Origin of the sequence: Isoptericola sp. BMS4 (genome assembly GCF_011634835.1) — a bacterium.
Lineage (GTDB): Bacteria > Actinomycetota > Actinomycetes > Actinomycetales > Cellulomonadaceae > Isoptericola.
Map to the genome: position 1 here is coordinate 2063976 of NZ_SIRP01000001.1, position 14341 is coordinate 2078316.

Below are 14341 nucleotides of genomic sequence, written 5' to 3' on the forward strand. Positions count from 1 at the left end.
GGCGTCGAGGTCGGCGGCGTCGCGGGGACGGGGGACGCCCGGCCGCGGCGCCGCCGTGGCCGGGCGCGGCCGGGCGCCGGCGCGCCCGCCCGCCCCGCCTCGCTCCGGCTCCCGCGGCCCCGGCGGGCCGCGGCCGGGCGAGCCCGAGCGGCGGCAGCGCTGGCTGATCGTGGTGGCGGTGCTGGTCCTCACGGTCTTCGTCGGCCGCCTCGTGCAGGTGCAGGTCTTCATGGGGCCCGCGCTCGCGGCCGACGCCCAGCAGAAGAGGCTGCAGACGAACGTGCAGGTCGCGCACCGGGGCGACATCGTCGACGTGAACGGCAACGTGCTGGCCACGAGCGTGGACCGGTACACGATCGTCGGCGACCAGCTCGCGATCCAGAGCTTCCGGGGCGCCTCGCGCGTCGACAAGGCCACGGGCGACCCCGTCGAGGACGGCGCCCTCGGCGTCGCGCAGCTGCTCGGGCCGGTGCTCGACGAGGAGCCCGCCGCCCTGGCGGCCAAGCTCAACGGCAAGGACCGCTACGTGGTGCTCGCCCGCGACGTCGTGCCGGAGGTGCAGCGCGCGATCGCCGACCTCGGGCTGCAGGCGTACGTGCGTACCGACCTCACGTCGCAGCGGACGTACCCGGCCGGCGAGGTGGCGGGCCCGCTCGTGGGCTTCGTCAACGACGACCTGGGCGGGCAGGGTGGCCTGGAGCGCGCCTACGACGACCTGCTGGCCGGCACCGACGGCACGACGACGTTCGAGCGCGGGCGCGACGGCGTCATGATCCCGAACGCCCCGGTCGAGACGGTGCCCGCGAAACCTGGCAGCGACGTGCGGCTCACCGTCGACCGCGACGTGCAGTGGAAGGCCGAGGAGCTGCTGGACGAGGCGGTGTCGGACACGGGCGCGAAGTACGCGATGGCGGTCGTCAGCGACGTGCGAACCGGTGAGGTCCTGGCGCTGGCCGACTCGGGCCACGTCGACCCGAACGACCGCTCGACCGCCGACGTGGCGAACGGCTCGCGCGCCGTCAAGGACGTCTTCGAGCCGGGCTCGACGGGCAAGGTCGTCACGATGGCCGCCGCCCTGGAGGGCGGGTACTGGAAGCCGCAGAGCCAGTTCGAGGTGCCGTACACCTACACGACGCCGAACGGGCAGACGTTCAAGGACTCCCACGGGCACCCGGTGCAGCGCCTCACGCTCGCGGGGGTGCTGGCGCACTCGTCGAACACGGGGACGGTGCAGATCGGGGAGAAGATCCCGGAGCAGGTGCGCTACGACTACCTGCGCAAGTTCGGGTTCGGTGAGCCCTCGGGACTGGGTCTGCCGGGGGAGTCGGCCGGGATCCTGCCCGACGAGGAGAGCTTCGCCCACGACCCCCGCACGCCCTACACGATCCTGTTCGGCCAGGGCGTCGCGGTGAACGCCATCCAGGCCACCCAGGTGTTCTCCACGGTGGCCAACGGCGGCGTGCGGGTGGAGCCGAGCCTCTTCGCCGGCTCGCAGGCGCCGGACGGGACGTTCACGCCTGCGCCCGAGCCGGAGCGCACGCGCGTCGTCTCCACCGAGACGGCCGACTCGCTCATGCGGATGCTCGAGTCCGTCGTCGGGGACGAGGGGACGGCGGAGAACGCGCGCGTCCCCGGCTACCGGGTGGCCGGCAAGACGGGCACGGCACAGATGTGGCTCCCCGGCGGCGGCACCACGTACATGGCGTCGTTCATCGGCGTGGCGCCCGCGGACGACCCCCGCTACACGGTGTCGGTGTTCCTGCGCAGCCCGCAGTCGTCCATCTTCGGCGGCGTGGTCGCGGCGCCCGTCTTCAGCGACCTCATGGGGTACACGCTGCAGAAGATGGACGTGCCGCCGAGCACGACGGAGCCCGACCCGTACGACCTCGAGTGGTGAGCGGCCGGTGCGCGACCGGTGGCCGGCCGGGGCGCCCGCGACGGCCCGCGGTGACGGTCGTCATGAAGGCGCCGGACGGTGCCGGGACGGCTCCCGGCAGGGGGTAGGTTCTACTCCGTGACATCCCCGACCGCCCGCATCCGGCCCGAGAGGTCCACGCCTCACCGGGTGCGGGATCTCGCTCTGACCTTCGGGTTCGACCTGGCGTCGCCGACGACCGGCACGACGACGGGCACGGACGTGGCGCTCCCCGACGTGCTCGTCGGCGCGGTGGCGTGCGACAACCGTGCCGTGGCCGACGGCGACCTGTTCGTGGCGATGCCCGGCGCGTCGGCGCACGGCGCGCGGTTCGCCGCGGACGCCGTCGCGCGCGGTGCGCGCGCGGTGCTGACCGACCCGGACGGCGCCGCGCTGCTCGGCGCGGGCGCCGGCCAGGACGCCCTGCCGCCGGACGTCCCGGTGCTCGTCACGCCGGATCCGCGCGGCGTCCTCGGCCCCGTCGCGGCCTGGGTCTACGGCGAGCCGGCCGAGCGGCTCATGACGTTCGGCGTCACCGGCACGAACGGCAAGACCACGACGACCTACCAGCTGGACCACCTGCTGCGCGCGCTGGGGTGGACGAGCGGGCTGGTCGGCACCGTGACGACCCGTGCGGGCGACCGTGTGCTGCCGAGCCGGCTCACCACCCCGGAGGCGGCGGACCTGCAGGCCGTGCTCGCCGCGATGTGCGAGCAGGGCGTGCGCACGCTCGCGATGGAGGTCTCCTCGCACGCGCTGTCGATGCACCGGGTGGACGGCATCAACTTCGGTGTCGTGGGCTTCACGAACCTCAGCCAGGACCACCTCGACTTCCACGGCGACCTCCAGGCCTACTTCGAGGCCAAGGCGCTGCTGTTCACGCCGGCGCACGCCCGCCGCGGCGTCGTCGTCGTCGACGACGTGTGGGGCGAGCGGATGGCCGCCGCCGCGCAGGTGCCGGTCGCGACGCTGCGCACGGCCCCGCGGGACGGGGGCGCGCCGGGCGCCGACTGGACCGTGTCGGACGTCGCGCCGCACGGCACCGGCTCCGCCTTCACCCTCACGCACACGGACGGCCGCACCCTGCGCACCTCGACGTCGCTGCCGGGGGAGTTCAACGTCGCGAACGCGGCGCTGGCCGTCGCGATGGTGCTCGAGGGCGGGGCGCACGTGTCCGACGTGGCGGAGGCGCTCGACGGCGCCGACGGCCTGTCCGCGACGGTGCCGGGCCGCATGGAGGTCATCAGCCCCGGCGGCGACGGGACCGGACGGCCGCGCGTGATCGTCGACTTCGCCCACAACACCGACGCGCTGGAGCTCGCGCTCGACGCGCTGCGCCCGTCCACGGCGGGCCGGCTCGTGCTCGTCTTCGGCGCCACCGGGGACCGCGACCGGGGCAAGCGGCCGTCGATGGGTGCCGCCGGCGTGGCGGGGGCCGACGTCGTCGTCGTCACCGACGACGACCCGCACGGCGAGGACCCGGCAGCCGTGCGCGCCGCCGTGCTGGACGGGGCCCGGGCGGCGCAGCAGGTCGCCCGGGAGGCCGGGCGCGAGGTCACGGTGCTCGAGGTCGCCGACCGTGCGGGCGCGATCGTCCGCGCGGTGGCCGAGGCCTCCGCCGACGACACCGTGCTCGTGGCGGGACGCGGCCACGAGACGATCCAGGAGGTCGCCGGCGTCGACCTCGAGCTCGACGACCGCGTCGAGGCCCGTCGTGCTCTCGACGCCCTCGATCCCGTCGATGCCCCGCAGCAGCGCGCCGCGCGTGACGAGAGGACCACCACCGCATGATCGAGCTGACCGCCGCCGACGTCGCCGAGGCGACCGGGGGACGGCTGCACGCCGGCCCGGACGTGCGGGTCGCCGGACCCGTCGTCGTGGACTCCCGCCGGGTCGAGGCCGGGTCCCTGTTCGTCGCCCTGCCGGGCGAGCACGTCGACGGGCACGACTTCGCGCACGGCGCCGTCGAGGCGGGCGCGACGCTCGTGCTCGCCGCCCGCGAGCTCGACGGGGTGCCGACCGTCGTCGTCGACGACGTGCAGGCGGCCCTGGGCGACCTGGCGCGCGACGTGCTGTCCCGGGCCCGGGCGGCGGGCGACCTGCGGGTCGTCGCCGTGACCGGCTCGGTGGGCAAGACGACGACCAAGGACCTGCTGGGCCAGCTCCTCGGGGCGCGGGTGCCGGCGGAGCAGGTCGTGGTGCCCGCGGGCTCCTTCAACAACGAGGTCGGCCTGCCGCTGACCGTCCTGCGCGTCACCCCCGACACCCGCTACCTGGTGCTGGAGATGGGGGCGGACGCCCCGGGCAACATCGCCTACCTCACCCGGATCGCCCCGCCCGACGTCGGCGTCGTCCTCGCGGTCGGGGTCGCGCACGTGGGCAAGTTCGGCTCCGTCGAGGCCATCGCCGCCACCAAGGCCGAGATGGTCACGGGCGTCGTGGCGGGCGGCACCGTCGTGCTGAACGCCGACGACCAGCGGGTCGCGGCCATGGCGCCGCGCGCGGCCGAGGGCACCCGCGTGCTGACGTTCGGGACCATCCCGTCGGCCGACGTCCGTGCCGTCGACGTGGAGGTGGACGCGACGGGCCGGGCCGGCTTCGGCCTGCGGGCCGGCGCGGACCCGCAGCGCGTGGACCTGCGGCTGGTCGGTGCCCACCACGTGAGCAACGCGCTGGCCGCCGCGGCGGTCGCGACGGCGCTCGGGACGCCGCCGGACGAGGTCGCGGCGGTCCTGTCCCGCGCGACGCCGCAGAGCCCGCACCGCATGGCGGTGACGGAGCGGCCGGACGGCATCACCGTCGTCGACGACGCGTACAACGCCAACCCGGACTCGATGCGGGCCGCGCTGCGCTCGCTCGCCGTCATGGCTGGGCGCTCGCGCCGGTCGGTCGCCGTGCTCGGCGAGATGCTGGAGCTCGGGGAGTCCGCGCGCGCCGCGCACGACGAGATCGGCCGGCTCGTGGTGAGGTTGAACGTCAAGCTCCTCGTCGTGGTCGGCGAGGGCGCGTACCACATCCACGAGGGTGCCCTCCAGGAGGGGTCCTGGGGAGAGGAGTCGGTCTTCGTGCCTGACCTCGACACGGCGCGTGCGGTGCTGGCCGACGAGCTGCGGCCCGGCGACGTGGTGCTGGTCAAGTCGTCGCTCGGGGCCGGGCTGTGGCGCCTCGGCGACGAGCTGGCCGCCGGCGAGGTCGGCACGGAGGTCGCCCCGTGATCGCGATCCTCGTCGGGGCGGGCGTCTCGCTGCTCGTCGCGCTGTTCGGCACGCCGCTGTTCATCCGCTTCCTCGTGCACCGCAACTACGGGCAGTTCGTCCGCCAGGACGGCCCGACCGCGCACTTCACCAAGCGCGGCACCCCCACGATGGGCGGTGTCGTCATCATCGGCGCGGCCCTGGTCGGCTTCGCGGCGTCGATGATCGTGGCGGGGCGGCCGCCCAGCGCGTCGGCGCTGCTGTGCCTGTACCTCATGACGGGCCTGGGGCTGGTCGGCTTCCTGGACGACTTCACCAAGATCCGCAAGCAGCGCTCCCTCGGGCTCACGGCGAAGGCCAAGATGGTCGGCCAGGGCTTCGTCGGCATCAGCTTCGCCGTGCTGGCCCTGCAGTTCCCCAACGAGAACGCGCGCACGCCCGCGTCCACGCGGGTCTCGTTCCTGCGCGACACGAACCTCGACCTGGCGTTCGCCGGGGTGACGGTGGGGCTGATCCTCTTCGTGGTGTGGGCGAACTTCCTCATCACGGCCTGGTCGAACGCGGTCAACCTCACCGACGGCCTGGACGGTCTGGCCACGGGCGTGTCGCTGATCGTCTTCGGCGCGTACGTGCTGGTGAGCATCTGGCAGCTCAACCAGTCCTGCCAGCGGCTCGCCGCCGCGGGCCCGCGCTGCTACGAGGTGCGCGACCCGCAGGACATGGCGATCATCGCCGCCGCGATCATGGGCGCCTGCTTCGGGTTCCTGTGGTGGAACGCCAGCCCGGCACGGATCTTCATGGGCGACACGGGGTCGCTGGCGCTCGGCGGCGCCCTGGCGGGGATCTCGATCCTGTCCCGCACGGAGATCCTGGCGGCCATCATCGGCGGACTGTTCGTCATCATCGTGATGTCCGACGTCATCCAGATCGGGTTCTTCAAGATGACGGGCAAGCGCGTGTTCAAGATGGCGCCCCTGCACCACCACTTCGAGCTGTCGGGGTGGGGCGAGGTGACGATCGTCATCCGGTTCTGGCTCATCGCGGGGCTCTTCGCCGCGCTCGGCATGGGGGTCTTCTACGCCGAGTGGGTGGTCACGTGACGGGTGGGCCCGCGCCCGTCGACCGTGCCGTTGACCTTGCCGCCGCCCGTGTGGTCGTCGCGGGGCTCGGGGTCACCGGCCGTGCGGTGGCGGGCGCCCTCGCGGGCCGCGTGCGCTCCCTGCGCACGGTGGACGCGCGGGCGGACGACGCCGACGTGCGCGACGTGCCCGACGCCGCCGCGGCCGAGCGCGTGGTCGCCGGCGCCGACCTCGTGGTCGCCTCGCCGGGCTGGCCGCCGACGGCGCCCCTGCTGGAGGCGGCCGCCCGCGCCGGCGTCCCGGTGTGGAGCGAGGTGGAGCTCGCGTGGCACCTGCGGGTGCCGCGCGCCGACGGCTCCGGGCCCGCGCCGTGGCTGGCCGTGACGGGCACGAACGGCAAGACGACGACGGTCGGCATGCTCGCGGCGATCCTCGACGCCGCGGGCCGGCGCACCCTGGCCGTGGGCAACGTCGGCACCCCGCTCGTCACGGCGGCGCTCGATCCCGACCTCGACGTGCTCGCGGTGGAGCTGTCCAGCTTCCAGCTCCACCACACGTCGAGCACCGCCGTCGAGGCGGCCGCCGTGCTGAACGTCGCGCCCGACCACCTCGACTGGCACGGGTCGCTCGACGCCTACGCGGCCGACAAGGGCCGGATCTACGCCGGGGCGCGGGTGGCCTGCGTGTACAACGCGGCCGACCCGCGGACGGAGGAGCTCGTGCGCGAGGCCGACGTGGCCGAGGGGGCCCGCGCCGTGGGGTTCACCCTGGGCGCACCCGGGCCCGGGCAGGTCGGCGTCGTGGAGGACGTGCTCGTCGACCGGGCCTTCCACGCGCCCACCGACGCCCCCGACCGGAGCACCTACGCCGCCGAGCTCGGCACGCTGGCCGACCTCGCGCACCTGGCGCCCGGCGCCGACACCGCCCACCTGCCGGCGCACCTGGTCGCCAACGCCCTGGCCGCGGCGGCGCTCGCCCGCGCTCACGGTGTCCCGGCCGCCGCGGTGCGCGACGGCCTGCGCGCCTACCGCGGCGGGGGGCACCGGATCGCGACCGTCCGCGTGCTCGACGGCGTCGCGTACGTCGACGACTCGAAGGCGACGAACGCGCACGCGGCCGCCGCCTCGCTGGCGGCCCACGAGCCGGGCTCCGTCGTGTGGGTCGCGGGCGGGCTCGCGAAGGGCGCCGACCTCGGCGACCTGGTCGCCTCCCGGGCGGACCGGCTGCGCGGGGCGGTGCTCATCGGCGTCGACCCGGAGCCGTGGCGCGGGGCGCTGGCCCGACACGCGCCCGAGGTCCCGGTCGTCGTGGTGGATCCCGGCGACACTGGGACGGTGATGCGCCGGGCCGTCGTGGCGGCGCGGGACCTCGCCCGGGCGGGCGACACCGTGCTGCTGGCCCCGGCCGGCGCGTCGATGGACCAGTTCGCCTCCTACGCGCAGCGGGGGGAGGCCTTCACCGCCGCGGTGGCGGAGCTGTAGACGGGCGGAAGGCACGGGAGAGCGCATGGCGGTGACGACGGGTTCCCGGCGGGCCGCGCCGAGCGACCGGCGCCCGTGGCTCGGGCAGTGGAACAGCACGGTCACGAGCTACTACCTGCTCGTCGGCGCGAGCGGGCTGCTGCTGGTGATCGGGCTGGTGATGGTGCTGTCCAGCTCGACGATCGAGTCGATCGCCGCCGAGAGGTCGCCGTTCGCGGCGTTCCTCAACCAGGCACGCTATGCCCTCATCGGGCTGCCGCTCATGCTGGTCGCGGCGCGCCTGCCGGTGCGCTGGTACAAGCGCCTGGCCTGGCCGGCCATCTTGGTCGCCCTCGGCATGCTGATCGCGGTGCCGTTCGTCGGCAAGCTGGTCAACGGCAACCGGAACTGGTTGGTGCTCGGGCCGATCCAGTTCCAGCCCTCCGAGCTCGCCAAGCTCGCGCTCGCCGTGTGGCTCGGCGCCGTGCTCGGCCGCAAGCAGCACCTGCTGGGCCGCTGGGGCCAGGCCCTCGTGCCCGGAGTGATCGGGCTCGTCGCCGTCGTCGGGCTGGTCATCGCCGGCCACGACCTGGGCACGGCGATGATCATCGCGCTCCTGGGGCTCGGCGCGTACTGGGTGTCCGGCGCGCCCGCGTCCCTGCTCGCCGTGGGCGGCGTCGGCGGGGCAGTGATCGTCGGCTGGGCGTTCGTGCTCAACCAGTCGAGCAGCGACCGCATCGAGCGCATCCTCGCCACGTACGGCTCGGCCTGCGACGAGGCGAGCGAGTGCTACCAGTCCATCCACGGCCTGTACGGCCTGGGCACCGGAGGCCTGTTCGGGGTCGGCCTCGGCGGCAGCCGCGAGAAGTGGAACTACCTGCCCGAGGCCCACAACGACTTCATCTACGCCGTCATCGGCGAGGAGCTGGGCCTGCTCGGCACGCTGCTCGTGCTGGCGCTGTTCGCCGTCCTCGGCGTCGCCATGGCCCGCGTCGTGCGCCGTCATACCGACCCGTTCGTCAAGATCACCACCGCGGCGATCGCCTGCTGGGTGGTCGGGCAGGCCTTCGTCAACATCGGCGTGGTGATCGGCGTCCTGCCGGTGATCGGCGTCCCGCTGCCGCTGGTCTCGGCCGGCGGGTCAGCGCTCGTGACGACGATGGTGGCCCTCGGCGTGGTCATCAGCTTCGCGCGCACGGAGCCGGGAGCGGCGGAGGCCCTGGCCTCCCGGCCGCGTGTCGTGCGGAGGGCCGTGGCGGTGCTCTCGCGACGTCGCGGGCACGGCCGCACGCCCCGCGCCAGCAGATAGGGTCGCGGGTTGTGAAGACCTCCGCAGTCACCTCCGTCGTGCTCGCCGGCGGCGGCACCGCCGGCCACGTCAACCCCCTGCTCGCCGTCGCCGACGAGCTGCGCGCCCGGGAGCCCGACGCCCGCGTGCTGGTGCTCGGCACCACCAGCGGCCTGGAGGCCGACCTGGTGCCGGCGCGCGGCTACCGGCTGTGGCCGGTGCCGCGCGTGCCGCTGCCGCGCCGCCCGAGCGTCGACCTGCTGCGCCTGCCCGGCCGCCTGACGTCCGCGGTGCGGGCGGCCGAGGCGGCGATCGACGAGATCGACGCCCAGGCGGTCGTCGGCTTCGGCGGCTACGTGTCCACCCCGGCCTACCTCGCGGCCCGCCGCCGCGGCGTGCCGGTCGTCGTCCACGAGCAGAACGCCCGGCCCGGGCTGGCCAACCGTCTCGGCGCCCGCTGGGCGGCACGGGTGGGCACGACCTTCGGCGACACCGCGCTCCCGGGCGCCCGCGCGGTGGGCCTGCCCCTGCGGGCCGAGATCTCCGACCTGGTCGCCGAGCGCTCGCGGGACGCCGCCGCCGCACGCGTGCGGGCCGCGGACGCCCTCGGCCTGGACCCCACCGTCCCGACGCTCGTCGTCACCGGCGGCTCGTCGGGTGCCGCGTCGGTCAACGCCGCGCTGGCGGGCGCCGTCGACGCGCTGCTGGGCGCCGGCGTGCAGGTGCTGCACCTCACGGGCCGGGACAAGTCCGGCCCGGTGCGCACCGCCGTCGACGCCGCGGTCGCGGCGGGCGGGCACGAGGCCTCGCGGTACCAGGTGCGCGAGTACCTGTCCGAGATGCACCTCGGCCTGGCCGTGGCGGACCTCGTCGTGGCCCGCTCGGGCGCGGGCACCGTCTGCGAGCTGGCGGCGCTCGGCGTCCCGGCCGTCTACGTGCCGCTGCCGATCGGCAACGGGGAGCAGCGCCTCAACGCCGCGCCGCTGGTCTCGGCGGGCGGCGGCCTGCTCGTCGCCGACGACGACCTCACCCCGGCGTGGGTGGCCGAGCAGGTGCCCGCGCTGCTGCGCGACACCGACCGTCTGGCGCGGATGGCGGACGCCGCCCGCGCGGCGGGCGTCCGCGACGCGGCCGCCCGCGTGGCCGACCTCGTCGGCGAGGCCGTCGCGGAGTCGGCCGAGCGGAGCGGGTCGTGAGCGGCACGGCGCCGGCCGGTCCGGCCGCCGTGCCCGACGTCGACCGGCTCGGGCGCGTGCACCTCGTCGGCGTCGGCGGAGCGGGGATGTCGGTCGTGGCGCGTCTGCTCGCCGCGCGCGGCGTCGCCGTCCAGGGCTCGGACGCCGCTGCCACCCCCGCGCTGGAGGCCCTGCGCGCCGACGGCGTCCAGGTCTGGGTGGGGCACGACGCGGCCCACGTGGTCGCCGCCGACGGCGCGGCGCGCGTCGACACCCTCGTGGTCTCGTCGGCGGTGCGCGAGACCAACCCCGAGCTCGCGGCCGCCCGCGGCGCCGGCGTGCGGGTGCTGCACCGCTCCCAGGCGCTGGCCGCGCTGATGCGCGACCGGCGCGCCGTCGCGGTCGCGGGCGCCCACGGCAAGACCACCACCTCGGCGATGGTCGCGACGGTGCTGCGCGAGTGCGGCGTGGACGCCTCGTTCGCGATCGGCGGCACGGTCCGGGTGCGCGCCGCCGACGGCACCGAGACGGCGGTGCCGGGCGGCCACCTCGGCACCTCCGACGTGCTGGTCGCGGAGGCGGACGAGTCCGACGGCTCCTTCCTTAACTACGCGCCCACGGTGGCCGTGGTGACGAACGTCGAGCCCGACCACCTCGACCACTACGGCACCACCGAGGCGTTCGAGCAGGCCTTCGTCCGTTTCGCCGCCCAGATCACGCCCGACGGCACGCTCGTGGCCTGCGCCGACGACCCGGGGTCGGCGGCGCTCGCGGCCACGCACCGGGCCGCGGGGCGGGCGGTGGTCACCTACGGGCTGGACGACGGCGCGGACGTGCGCGTCGGGTCGGTGGTGCCCGGCGCCGGCACGGTCACCGCGGTCCTGTCCGGCGGGCCGCTCGGCGAGGCCGAGCGAGAGCTGCGCCTCGACGTCCCTGGCGCCCACAACGCGCTCAACGCGGCGGCCGCGGTGACGACGGCGGTGCTCCTCGGTGCGGACCCGGGCCGGGCGGTGGCGGGCGCCGCGGCGTTCGTCGGGACGGGGCGGCGCTTCGAGGAGCGCGGCCGGGTGGCGGGCGTGCGCGTCGTGGACAGCTACGACCACCACCCGACGGAGGTGGAGGCGCTGCTGCGCGCCGCGCGGCCCGTGGCCGGGGAGGGCAGGGTGCTCGCGCTGTTCCAGCCGCACCTGTACTCGCGCACGCGGATCTTCGCCGACCGTTTCGCGGCCGCCCTCGCCCTCGCCGACGAGGTCGTCGTGACCGGCGTGTACCGCGCCCGCGAGGACGTGGACCCCGACGTGAGTGCACGCACGATCACCGACCGCGCCGAGCGGACCCGTTCCGGCGGCCTGCTGCGTCCGGTCGAGGACCGGGTCCAGGCGGCGCACGTGATCGCCGCGCTGGCCCGCCCCGGCGACCTCGTGCTCACGGTGGGGGCGGGGGACGTCACCGAGCTCGGCCCGGTGGTCCTGGCGGACCTGGCCGCACGCGGGCTCGACGACGCCGGTGCGGCGTCGCCGGAGCCCGGCGTGGCGGGCGCGGCGCCGGGGCGTGGCGAGGAGACCATGGGCTGATGCGCCCGCCGTCCCGACCCCGCACGACGCCGCGCCCGGACCGTCACGACCGCTCGGACCGACCGGTGCCGGCGTCCGGCGAGCGAGTGCGCACCGGTGCCGTGCCGCGGGTGCCGGCGGGCCCGGACCGGCCGGACTCCGGGGGGTCGGACGGCCCCGGGGCGAACAGCGGAGGCCGCCGCCCGGGCGCCGGGCCGGCGAACGGCAAGGCAGCGAACGGTCGGGCTGCGGCCCCCAGCGCGGCGAGCGGCCCGACTCGCGACCGGGCCCCGCGGGGTGCGGCGCCGGCGACCGCGCCGGTACCGGCGGCGTCCGGGCGGGGCGCGGTGGTCCCCGCCGGCGAGCCGACGCCGCCGCGGGTCTCGACGGCGATGGCCGACCGGCTCGCGGAGCGCACGGCGATGCGTCGCCACCGGGCCTGGCGGCGCGTCGTGGCCTGGGTCCTCGTCGTGCTCGTCCTGGCGGCGCTCGCCGCGGGGGCGTTCTGGTCCCCGGTGCTGGCGCTCGACGCGGACGAGGTGGTCGTCACGGGCGAGGGCAGCACCGTGGACCCCCAGGAGGTGCGCGACGTCGTGGAGGCCGCGGACGGCACGCCGCTGCCGCGCCTCGACACCGTGTCGATGCGCGAGCAGATCCTCGGCCTGCACGGTGTCAAGGACGTCAGCCTGGCGAGGTCGTGGCCGCACGGCCTGCGGGTGACGCTCACCGCCCGGGTGCCGGTGGCCGCGGTGCCGGACGGCGGGAAGTACGTCGTCCTCGACGGCGAGGGTGTGCGGCTGGGCACGCGGGGCTCGGCGCCGTCGGGCCTGCCGCAGGTCGACGTGCCCCTGGACGACGCCCGCGCCCTCCAGGCGGCGCTGCACGTGCTCGCCGGCCTGCCGCCGAAGCTGGCGGGGGCGACCGAGCAGGTCAGCGCGGCGACGCAGGACGCGGTGGAGACGGTGCTGGCCGACGGGACGACCGTGCGGTGGGGGAGCAGCGCGGACCTTCCGCTGAAGGTCGAGGCCGTGCGGACCCTGCGCGAGGTCGCCCCGGACGCGGGCACGATCGACGTGTCGTCGCCCGAGCTGCCGATCACGCGGTGACCCCCCTTGACACAGGTGTCGAGCACCCGCCCCGTGCGACACGCCGGACCACGTGCTTCGTGGTGCTCCGTGCGGCACATACCGTCGAACGCAGCAGCAACCTGACATAACTCTAACCCTCAACTCGAACCTTAGGGTTCGGGTTCCGGGCGGGACCGCCGGGCCGGAACGACCGGGTCGGGGACGTCGGGACAGGAACGACCCGAGAGGCAACGACGTGGCAACTCCGCAGAACTACCTGGCAGTGATCAAGGTGGTCGGCATCGGCGGTGGCGGCGTGAACGCCGTGAACCGCATGATCGAGGTCGGCCTCAAGGGTGTCGAGTTCATCGCCATCAACACCGACGCGCAGGCGCTGCTGATGTCGGACGCCGACGTCAAGCTCGACGTCGGGCGCGAGCTCACCCGCGGCCTCGGCGCCGGCGCGGACCCGGAGGTCGGCAAGAAGGCGGCCGAGGACCACGCCGAGGAGATCGAGGACGTCCTGCGCGGCGCCGACATGGTCTTCGTCACGGCGGGCGAGGGCGGCGGCACCGGCACGGGCGGCGCGCCCGTGGTCGCCCGCATCGCCCGGTCCCTCGGCGCGCTGACCGTCGGGGTGGTCACCCGGCCGTTCACCTTCGAGGGCCGGCGCCGGTCGGTCCAGGCCGAGCAGGGCATCGAGACGCTCCGGGAGGAGGTCGACACCCTCATCGTCATCCCCAACGACCGGCTGCTGTCCATGTCGGACAAGAGCGTGTCGGCGATCTCGGCGTTCCACTCCGCCGACCAGGTGCTGCACTCGGGCGTGCAGGGCATCACCGATCTCATCACGACCCCGGGCCTGATCAACCTCGACTTCGCCGACGTCAAGTCGGTGATGCAGGGGGCCGGCTCGGCGCTCATGGGCATCGGCTCGGCGCGCGGCGAGGACCGCGCGGTGCAGGCCGCCGAGCTCGCCATCTCCTCGCCGCTCCTCGAGGCCTCGATCGACGGTGCGCACGGCGTGCTCCTGTCGATCCAGGGCGGGAGCGACATCGGCCTGTTCGAGGTGCACGAGGCGGCGCGGCTCGTCCAGGAGGCGGCGCACCCCGAGGCGAACATCATCTTCGGCACCGTCATCGACGACTCGCTCGGCGACGAGGTGCGCGTCACGGTGATCGCCGCCGGCTTCGACGGCGGGATGCCGCAGGCGCGCAAGGACGACCGCGGCCTCGGCCAGATCTCCGGGTCCTCCGCCGCGCCGGCCGTCTCCGCGGGCGGGGGTACCGAGCGGAGCGCCGCGGCACCGGCGCCCGCGACCGCCCCGGTCCCGCAGCCGCCCGCGCCCGCCGCCGCGCCGCGCCCGCGCCCGATCCCCGCGGAGCCGGACGACGTGCCGGCGAGCCTCGACGGGGCGCGCACCACGCCGGCCGGCGCGGCGCGGGCGGAGTCGGTGCAGGCCCGCGAGCAGCGGCCGTCCTTCACGGTGGTCGAGGACGGCGAGGGCGAGGGGGTGACCGTGGAGCGGCCCGTGGAGGTGCCGCGCCTGGTCGACGAGCCCCGCCGGCCGGCGGAGGACCTCGACGTGCCCGACTTCCTCAAGTGAGCGT

10 protein-coding genes are annotated in these 14341 nt (G+C 75.7%); all 10 read left to right on the plus strand.

Features of this window, described 5'->3' with window-relative positions; genetic code table 11:
* The first annotated feature begins 178 nt into the window (after positions 1 to 178).
* The 10 genes from EYB28_RS09195 (at position 179) to ftsZ (ending at position 14337) form a co-directional block, all read left to right on the plus strand.
* Positions 179 to 1897, plus strand: coding sequence for a penicillin-binding protein 2 (locus EYB28_RS09195; RefSeq protein WP_240930466.1), 1719 nt, complete (start codon positions 179 to 181; stop codon positions 1895 to 1897).
* Positions 1898 to 2014: 117 nt separating this feature from the next.
* Positions 2015 to 3706, plus strand: coding sequence for a UDP-N-acetylmuramoyl-L-alanyl-D-glutamate--2,6-diaminopimelate ligase (locus EYB28_RS09200; RefSeq protein WP_166846945.1), 1692 nt, complete (start codon positions 2015 to 2017; stop codon positions 3704 to 3706).
* Complete coding sequence (gene murF, locus EYB28_RS09205) at positions 3703 to 5130, plus strand: UDP-N-acetylmuramoyl-tripeptide--D-alanyl-D-alanine ligase (protein WP_166846948.1); 1428 nt, start codon at positions 3703 to 3705, stop codon at positions 5128 to 5130. Before EYB28_RS09200 ends, murF begins: the two co-directional genes overlap by 4 nt.
* Positions 5127 to 6209: a phospho-N-acetylmuramoyl-pentapeptide-transferase gene (mraY, locus tag EYB28_RS09210; protein ID WP_166846951.1), complete on the plus strand. Its 1083-nt coding sequence runs from the start codon at positions 5127 to 5129 to the stop codon at positions 6207 to 6209. The genes murF and mraY overlap by 4 nt, the downstream gene beginning before the upstream one ends.
* Positions 6206 to 7669 (plus strand): UDP-N-acetylmuramoyl-L-alanine--D-glutamate ligase, encoded by a 1464-nt coding sequence (murD, locus tag EYB28_RS09215; protein ID WP_240930467.1) that lies wholly within the window; start codon positions 6206 to 6208, stop codon positions 7667 to 7669. The genes mraY and murD overlap by 4 nt, the downstream gene beginning before the upstream one ends.
* 25 nt (positions 7670 to 7694) lie before the next feature.
* Positions 7695 to 8957: a putative lipid II flippase FtsW gene (ftsW, locus tag EYB28_RS09220; RefSeq protein WP_166846957.1), complete on the plus strand. Its 1263-nt coding sequence runs from the start codon at positions 7695 to 7697 to the stop codon at positions 8955 to 8957.
* Between the two features lie 11 nt (positions 8958 to 8968).
* Positions 8969 to 10132: an undecaprenyldiphospho-muramoylpentapeptide beta-N-acetylglucosaminyltransferase gene (gene murG, locus EYB28_RS09225; protein ID WP_240930468.1), complete on the plus strand. Its 1164-nt coding sequence runs from the start codon at positions 8969 to 8971 to the stop codon at positions 10130 to 10132.
* A gap of 86 nt (positions 10133 to 10218) precedes the next feature.
* On the plus strand, positions 10219 to 11685 hold the full coding sequence (gene murC / locus EYB28_RS09230) for a UDP-N-acetylmuramate--L-alanine ligase (protein ID WP_166852040.1): 1467 nt from the start codon (positions 10219 to 10221) through the stop codon (positions 11683 to 11685).
* Between the two features lie 371 nt (positions 11686 to 12056).
* Positions 12057 to 12770: a cell division protein FtsQ/DivIB gene (locus EYB28_RS09235; RefSeq protein WP_166846960.1), complete on the plus strand. Its 714-nt coding sequence runs from the start codon at positions 12057 to 12059 to the stop codon at positions 12768 to 12770.
* Between the two features lie 217 nt (positions 12771 to 12987).
* Positions 12988 to 14337 (plus strand): cell division protein FtsZ, encoded by a 1350-nt coding sequence (gene ftsZ / locus EYB28_RS09240; RefSeq protein ID WP_166846963.1) that lies wholly within the window; start codon positions 12988 to 12990, stop codon positions 14335 to 14337.
* Positions 14338 to 14341 lie beyond the last annotated feature (4 nt).